The sequence below is a fragment of the Brevibacterium aurantiacum genome (assembly GCF_007558825.1).
GTDB lineage: Bacteria > Actinomycetota > Actinomycetes > Actinomycetales > Brevibacteriaceae > Brevibacterium > Brevibacterium aurantiacum_A.
The window spans coordinates 203,309-209,308 of the sequence record NZ_VLTK01000010.1 but is presented as its reverse complement, the minus strand read 5'-3'; the positions used below and the strand labels follow the sequence as shown (position 1 = coordinate 209,308).

The following is a 6,000-nucleotide window of genomic DNA, read 5'->3' as shown; positions in this document are numbered from 1 at the left end:
CAGAAGACCCCGGCCGTTGCTTGACAATGAATATAACGGGGGAACCCGGAAACGCAGCCTCCGATTTCGCCCACTGTGAGCGCGGACCTGAGCAAGGCAAGCTTGCTAGGCTGACTGACCCTCGGTCGCGGCCATCTCGGTCCTGTTTCGCTGCCGCTCTTCGCCTCGTGCCTGTTGTTGGGCCTGCTGCTACTTGGACGCCTCTGCCCGGCTCACACATGACCGAATAGGACGTGCCATCTCCACAGCGCTGATTGAGGAACCTGTCCATGACTCCTATGACCGTGCCCAAGAGTGTGTCAGGCACGGCAATTAGGCTATGAGAATGGAGGTGACATTGTGAGCCAAGAACCGCCGTCATTGTTTGAGCCTGACGATGTGGGCCGCCCGCTGGCCGACCGTCTGCGCCCGAAGTCCCTCGGCGATGTCATCGGGCAAGATCACCTCCTGGGGGAAGAAGCCCCGATTGGTCGGATGCTCGCCGAACGCAGGCTGGTCTCGATGGTGCTGTGGGGACCACCGGGTTGTGGGAAGACAACTATCGCGCGATTGCTGGCCGAGCGCACCAACCTCGTCTTCGAATCGGTTTCAGCGACCTTCTCCGGTGTCGTCGAACTCCGCAAAGTCTTCCAATCAGCTGCCAAACGCCGCGAGATCGGCCAGGGGACGATGCTGTTCGTTGATGAGATCCACCGCTTCAACCGCGCCCAGCAGGATTCCTTCCTCCCCTACGTGGAAGACGGCACGGTCGTGCTCGTCGGTGCGACCACGGAGAACCCCAGCTTCGAGCTCAACTCAGCATTGCTCTCCCGCTGTCAGGTATTCGTCCTCAAACGCCTCGACGAGGAAGCGCTGACCACGCTCATCACACGAGCAGAGGAAACGACTGAGAGAGAACTGCCTCTTGATGCGCAGGCACGACATTCCCTGGTGGCGATGGCTGATGGTGATGGCCGTTACCTGCTCAACCTCATCGAGCAACTCCAAACCGTCAGCGGTGCTCTCGACACCGCTGGCCTTGTCGAGCTGGTTCAACAGCGCGCACCGATCTACGACAAGGCGCAAGAGGGGCACTACAACCTCATCTCCGCGCTGCATAAGTCAATGCGCGGCTCAGATCCCGACGCGTCACTGTACTGGTTGGCGCGCATGCTCGAGGGTGGGGAAGATCCCCTCTATATCGCCCGACGGCTGGTCAGATTCGCCAACGAAGACATCGCGATTGCCGACCCGCAAGCCATCCAGCAAGCGCTGGCGGCATGGGACGTGTTCGAACGTCTGGGCTCCCCAGAGGGGGAACTCGCCATCGCCCAAGCCGTCGTCTATCTCGCAACCGCACCGAAGTCCATCGCCGTCTACCGTGGATTCAACGCCGCGAAGAAGCTCGCGAAACAGACCGGGTCTCTCATGCCACCAGCAAATATCCTCAACGCCCCGACGAAGCTGATGAAGAATCTCGGCTACGGGGAGGGTTACGAGTATGACCCGGACAGGCCGGGGGGCTTCTCCGGTGCGAACTACTTTCCCGAGGGCATGGAACCGGAGAAGGTGTACCGACCCACCGGCAACGGTTACGAGCACATCATCGCGAAGCGTCTGACCGAGTGGGATCGGATGCGTGCTGAAAAACGTCAGCACGAAGGTCGCGCCGACAATGACCCGTCAGACGATGGGGACACATGAACAAATAACGGATGGGCGCAGGCGCCATTCCATCCGCAGGTTTGTAGAGTGAACAACGTTCGCATCGATGCAAGAGGAGCTATCAACAATGTTCGGAAGTCAACGACAGAGACCAGCGCCGGCGGTCAGCGCCTTCATCGACATCATGGGCAGTCGTCATGTGCTCACCTCCGCCCGGGCGACGGAACCCTTCGCCAAAGGCAATCGCTTCGGCGGCGGCAGTGTGCTCGCTGTCCTCAAGCCGGGCAGCCTTGTCGATATGTGGCGGGCTCTGCAGGTCTGCGTCGATCACGATCTCATCGTCATCCCACAGTCGGCGAACACCGGCCTGACCGGAGGTTCGGGTCCCGGCGATCAGGACTACGATCGTGAGATCGTCATCATCTCCACCCTGCGCATCAACCAGATCCATCTCATCAACGATGCTCGTGAGGCCGTGTGTCTGGCCGGATCCACGCTGTACGAACTCGATGACAAGCTGGCACCTCACGGGCGTGAACCCCACTCGGTGATCGGTTCGTCGTCGATCGGTGCTTCGGTCGTCGGCGGCATCGCGAACAACTCCGGCGGCAGCCAGATTCGCAAGGGCCCGGCCTTCACGAAGCACGCGATCTTCGCCCGGGTCGATGACGAGGGCAAGGTCGAACTCGTCAATCACCTGGGCATCAGCCTCGGCGATGATCCGGCCCATATCCTCGATAAACTCCAACGCGGCGAATGGGACGAAGCCGATGTCACGCCGCCCCCGGAAGACAGTCTCGATACCGAATACAGCGAGCACGTCCGCGAAATCACCGATTCTCCTGCCCGCTACAACGCCAACCCGAAGTTCCTCCACGAGGCATCAGGGTCGGCCGGCAAACTCATGGTCTTCGCCGTGCGCACGCGGACCTTCCCCAAGCAGAAGGATTCGACGACCTTCTACGTGGGGACCAACAGCCCCGCCGAGCTCGAGGCCCTGCGCCGGGCGATCCTGACCTCGGACATGCCGCTGCCGATCTCCGGTGAGTACATGGGACGGCCCTCGTTCGACCTTGCCGAGAAGTACGGCAAGGACACGTTCGTCTCCGTCAAGCACGCCGGCAGCCGCGAGCAGATCAAGCTCTTCGCGTTGAAGAACTGGGCGAACGGGGTATTCGCGAAGCTGCCCTTCTTCGGACAGACAGTCGCCGATTCCATTGCGCAGGGTGCCTTCAGCTTGCTGCCGCAGCAGCTGCCGGACCGCATGCTTGAGTACCGCGATCGCTTTGAACACCATCTGCTCCTCGTCGTCAGCGGCGACCAGAAGCAGAGGACCGAGGAGTTCCTCACGACCTTCTTCGCCGAGGCGGGCCGTGACGGTGAATTCTTCATCTGCACTGCCGATGAGGCTCAGTCCGCCATGCTCCACCGCTTCGGTGCCGCCAGTGCTGCGACCCGCTACTTCAATCTCCACCGCGAAGAGTCCTCGGAGATGATCACTTTCGACGTCGCACTGACACGCGATGACGAGGATTGGCTCGAGGTGCTGCCAACGGAGATCTCGGACCAGCTGCACATCAGTTCCTACTACGGCCACTTCTTCTGCCACGTCTTCCACCAGGATCATGTGGCGAAGAAGGGAGTCGACCCGATCGCTTTGAAGAAGCAGATGACGGCGCTGCTCGAGGCACGCGGAGCGGCCGTGCCCGCCGAGCACAACTATGGTCGCCTGTACCAGGTTCCGCCGGAGATGGAAGCCCACTTCAAAGAACTCGATCCCTGCAACGTCTTCAACCCGGGCGTCGGAGAGACCTCGCCGCGCAAGAACTGGGGGTGACCCTCTGAATGTGAACGTTTCGCTTGGTCAGCACGTTCGATATCCCGCTGGTCTCCGGTACTCCAATCCGCTATCGGCGATTCGATGCAGAGGTCTCCGGTGCCCTCCCGCTCATTCGTGCGAATGGCTGGCCGAGCACTGCGCTCGAGCTTGTCGAGTGCGCCAGACGCTGAGTAGAGCCCACGCATCACGGCGGCGAAGCTGCTGACGCATTCACCGTGATCATTCCTGCGCTTCCCGGATTTCCCTTCTCTCCGCAGCGGCCCGGCCATGACGAGCAGAACCACGAGCTCTGGACGTATGGAGGGTTGCAAGCCATCGAAGACAAGGCGCTTAAACCTGATCGACGTTACAACCGAGAACGGCGACATCGAGCTACGCGCTGGCTGAGCCCACCCCCTGATCACGCAGACGGAGTATATGCCTACGGGATGATGGAGTCGATGTACCCGCCATCGACTCGCACTGCGGCACCGGTCGTGGCTGACGCGAGTGGCGAGGCGAGGTAGGCCACCATGTTCGCGATCTCTTGGGGCTCGATGAGCCGTTGCAGAAGCGACTGCGGCCGGTGAGTGAGCATGAACTCGCGCTGAGCTTCATCCCACGGGGTGGCGGGGTCCACCAACTCGTAGACGAAGTTCTCGACACCGCCGGTGTGTGTGGGGCCCGCGATCACTGAATTCACGGTGACACCTGTGCCAGCGGCGTCTTTCGCAAATCCTCGCGAGACCGCCAGCAGGGCGGTCTTCGACATGCCATAGTGGATCATCTCTTCCGGGATGACGACTGCAGAGTCGCTGGCGATGTTGAGCACACGACCCCAACCACGCTCCTTCATTCCCGGGAGAGCGTTGCGGATCTGTCGAGCGGCCGAGAGCACATTGACCTCGAAGTAGCGTCGCCACTCCTCGTCGGAGATGTCCAGCGCTGACGTCGCTCCGAAGATACCGAGGTTGTTCACCAGGATGTCGATGTCGCCAGCAGCGGCGTGCACGTCTGAGGCGCCGGCCTCGTCGGTGACGTCACCGGCAGCTGCGATGAGGTCGCGGCTGGCGGACTCGGACTGCAGTTCAGCGATGACCGAGTCCACGCTCTCGCGCCGGCGTCCGTTGATTGCCACGCGGGCCCCGGCGTCAGCGAGTGTGGCGGCGATCGCCTTCCCGATACCTTGCGTCGAACCTGTTACAAGGGCAGTGCGGTTGTGAAGATCAATGAGCATGCGAGCCCCTTTCGGGCTGAACAACGGCGGAGGCAGATGCCGTAGGCGAAGCTAGTTTGACTGTTGCCGATGATACTTTCCGAGCCTACGTGGCGCTCGCTTTCATCACCAGTGCGATACGGGGCCATCCGGTACTAACAGGTACAGGAGATGCGTCGGGGTCGGACCGGAGCGGTGCAGGGAGCGTCGACCGAGCTTTTAGCCGTCATTGACTTCGAACGCACCACTCGGCTGCAGAATGTGCAATACTAGTTACGTACCGATCGATACGTAACTGAGGGGAGGCGCTGATGGCGCCAGGAGGACGGCCACGCGCATTCGAACCGGAGGCTGCCCTGGATGCTGCTGTTGAGACGTTCTGGCGGCATGGCTATGACGCGGCCGGAATGGCTGAGCTCACAGGAGCAATGGGTATCAGTCGACCCGCTCTGTACCGGGCGTTCGGTGGCAAGGCGCAGTTGTTCAGCGCAGCATTGGAGCGCTACATCGCACGCAACATGGAGTATGTCGAGGCCGCCTTGGCCAAGCCCACGGGGCGCGAGGTGGCTGAGTCGTTCTTGGTCGGCAACGCTGAGGCGGTAACGACCCCCGGGCGTCCGCCTGGTTGTCTGTCCGTCCAGGCGATGGTCACAGATGAAGCGGATGCGTTCTCACTGCTCGCGAAGAACCGCCTGGCCATCCAGGAGCGACTCTCCGCCCGATTCCGCCGCGCGATCCGCGACGGGGACCTTCCATCCGATGAAAACGCCGAGGAGCTATCTCGGTTCATGATCACACTCACCACCGGTTTTGCCATTCGCGCCGCCGATGGCGAACCCAGGCAAGCGCTCATCGCTCTGGCCCGCCGCGCGCTTGCAGTCTTTCCAGAACCCGAACCCGCGACTCCCACACAAACCCCTTCACATCCCAATTCGAAAGGCATGACACATGACTGAATCAGGAAACCTCGCTTCGGCACGAAACGAAGCACTCGAGGTCCGTCGCCTCTACGAGATCCTCGAGCAACGGTTCAATGGCGAGACGTGGTCTCTCCACGAGCTCATGCTCGGCCTCTCCAACGACGTCGGCTACATCGGCCGCCTCATTCTCGCCCATGACGGAACATGGGGGATCGACGGCGACAGCGAGGCCGAGTTGAAACACAAACTCGCTGAAACCCTGTGGTGGGTCTTCGTCCTCGCTGAGAGGCTCGACATCGACATTGATCAGGCCTTCACCGACACCATGGCAAATATTCGGACCGGACTCAGCGGCACGATCGCTCGCACCGAACCCGTCAACCCTTCACATTGAATCCAGC

5 protein-coding genes are annotated in these 6,000 nt (G+C 61.3%); 4 read left to right on the top strand and 1 reads right to left on the bottom strand.

Translation table 11 applies throughout. The features are described 5' to 3' along the window. The first annotated feature begins 339 nt into the window (after window positions 1-339). Together FO013_RS16905 and dld are read left to right on the top strand one after the other, a co-directional pair. On the top strand, window positions 340-1,683 hold the full coding sequence (locus FO013_RS16905) for a replication-associated recombination protein A (protein WP_260848224.1): 1,344 nt from the start codon (window positions 340-342) through the stop codon (window positions 1,681-1,683). An 88-nt stretch (window positions 1,684-1,771) separates the two neighbouring features. Next, window positions 1,772-3,481 (top strand): D-lactate dehydrogenase, encoded by a 1,710-nt coding sequence (dld, locus tag FO013_RS16900; protein WP_143923717.1) that lies wholly within the window; start codon window positions 1,772-1,774, stop codon window positions 3,479-3,481. Window positions 3,482-3,905: 424 nt separating this feature from the next. Here the strand turns inward: dld and FO013_RS16895 are convergent, their stop codons facing one another. Next, the gene (locus FO013_RS16895) at window positions 3,906-4,700 is read right to left on the bottom strand and encodes an SDR family NAD(P)-dependent oxidoreductase (RefSeq protein WP_143923716.1); all 795 of its coding nucleotides are present in this window, start codon (window positions 4,698-4,700) and stop codon (window positions 3,906-3,908) included. A 290-nt stretch (window positions 4,701-4,990) separates the two neighbouring features. Between FO013_RS16895 and FO013_RS16890 the strand changes: the two genes are divergently transcribed. Both FO013_RS16890 and FO013_RS16885 read left to right on the top strand, forming a co-directional pair. Next, window positions 4,991-5,635 (top strand): TetR/AcrR family transcriptional regulator, encoded by a 645-nt coding sequence (locus FO013_RS16890; RefSeq protein WP_260848223.1) that lies wholly within the window; start codon window positions 4,991-4,993, stop codon window positions 5,633-5,635. After that, complete coding sequence (locus FO013_RS16885) at window positions 5,628-5,993, top strand: nucleoside triphosphate pyrophosphohydrolase family protein (protein WP_143923714.1); 366 nt, start codon at window positions 5,628-5,630, stop codon at window positions 5,991-5,993. The genes FO013_RS16890 and FO013_RS16885 overlap by 8 nt, the downstream gene beginning before the upstream one ends. Window positions 5,994-6,000: the final 7 nt, after the last annotated feature.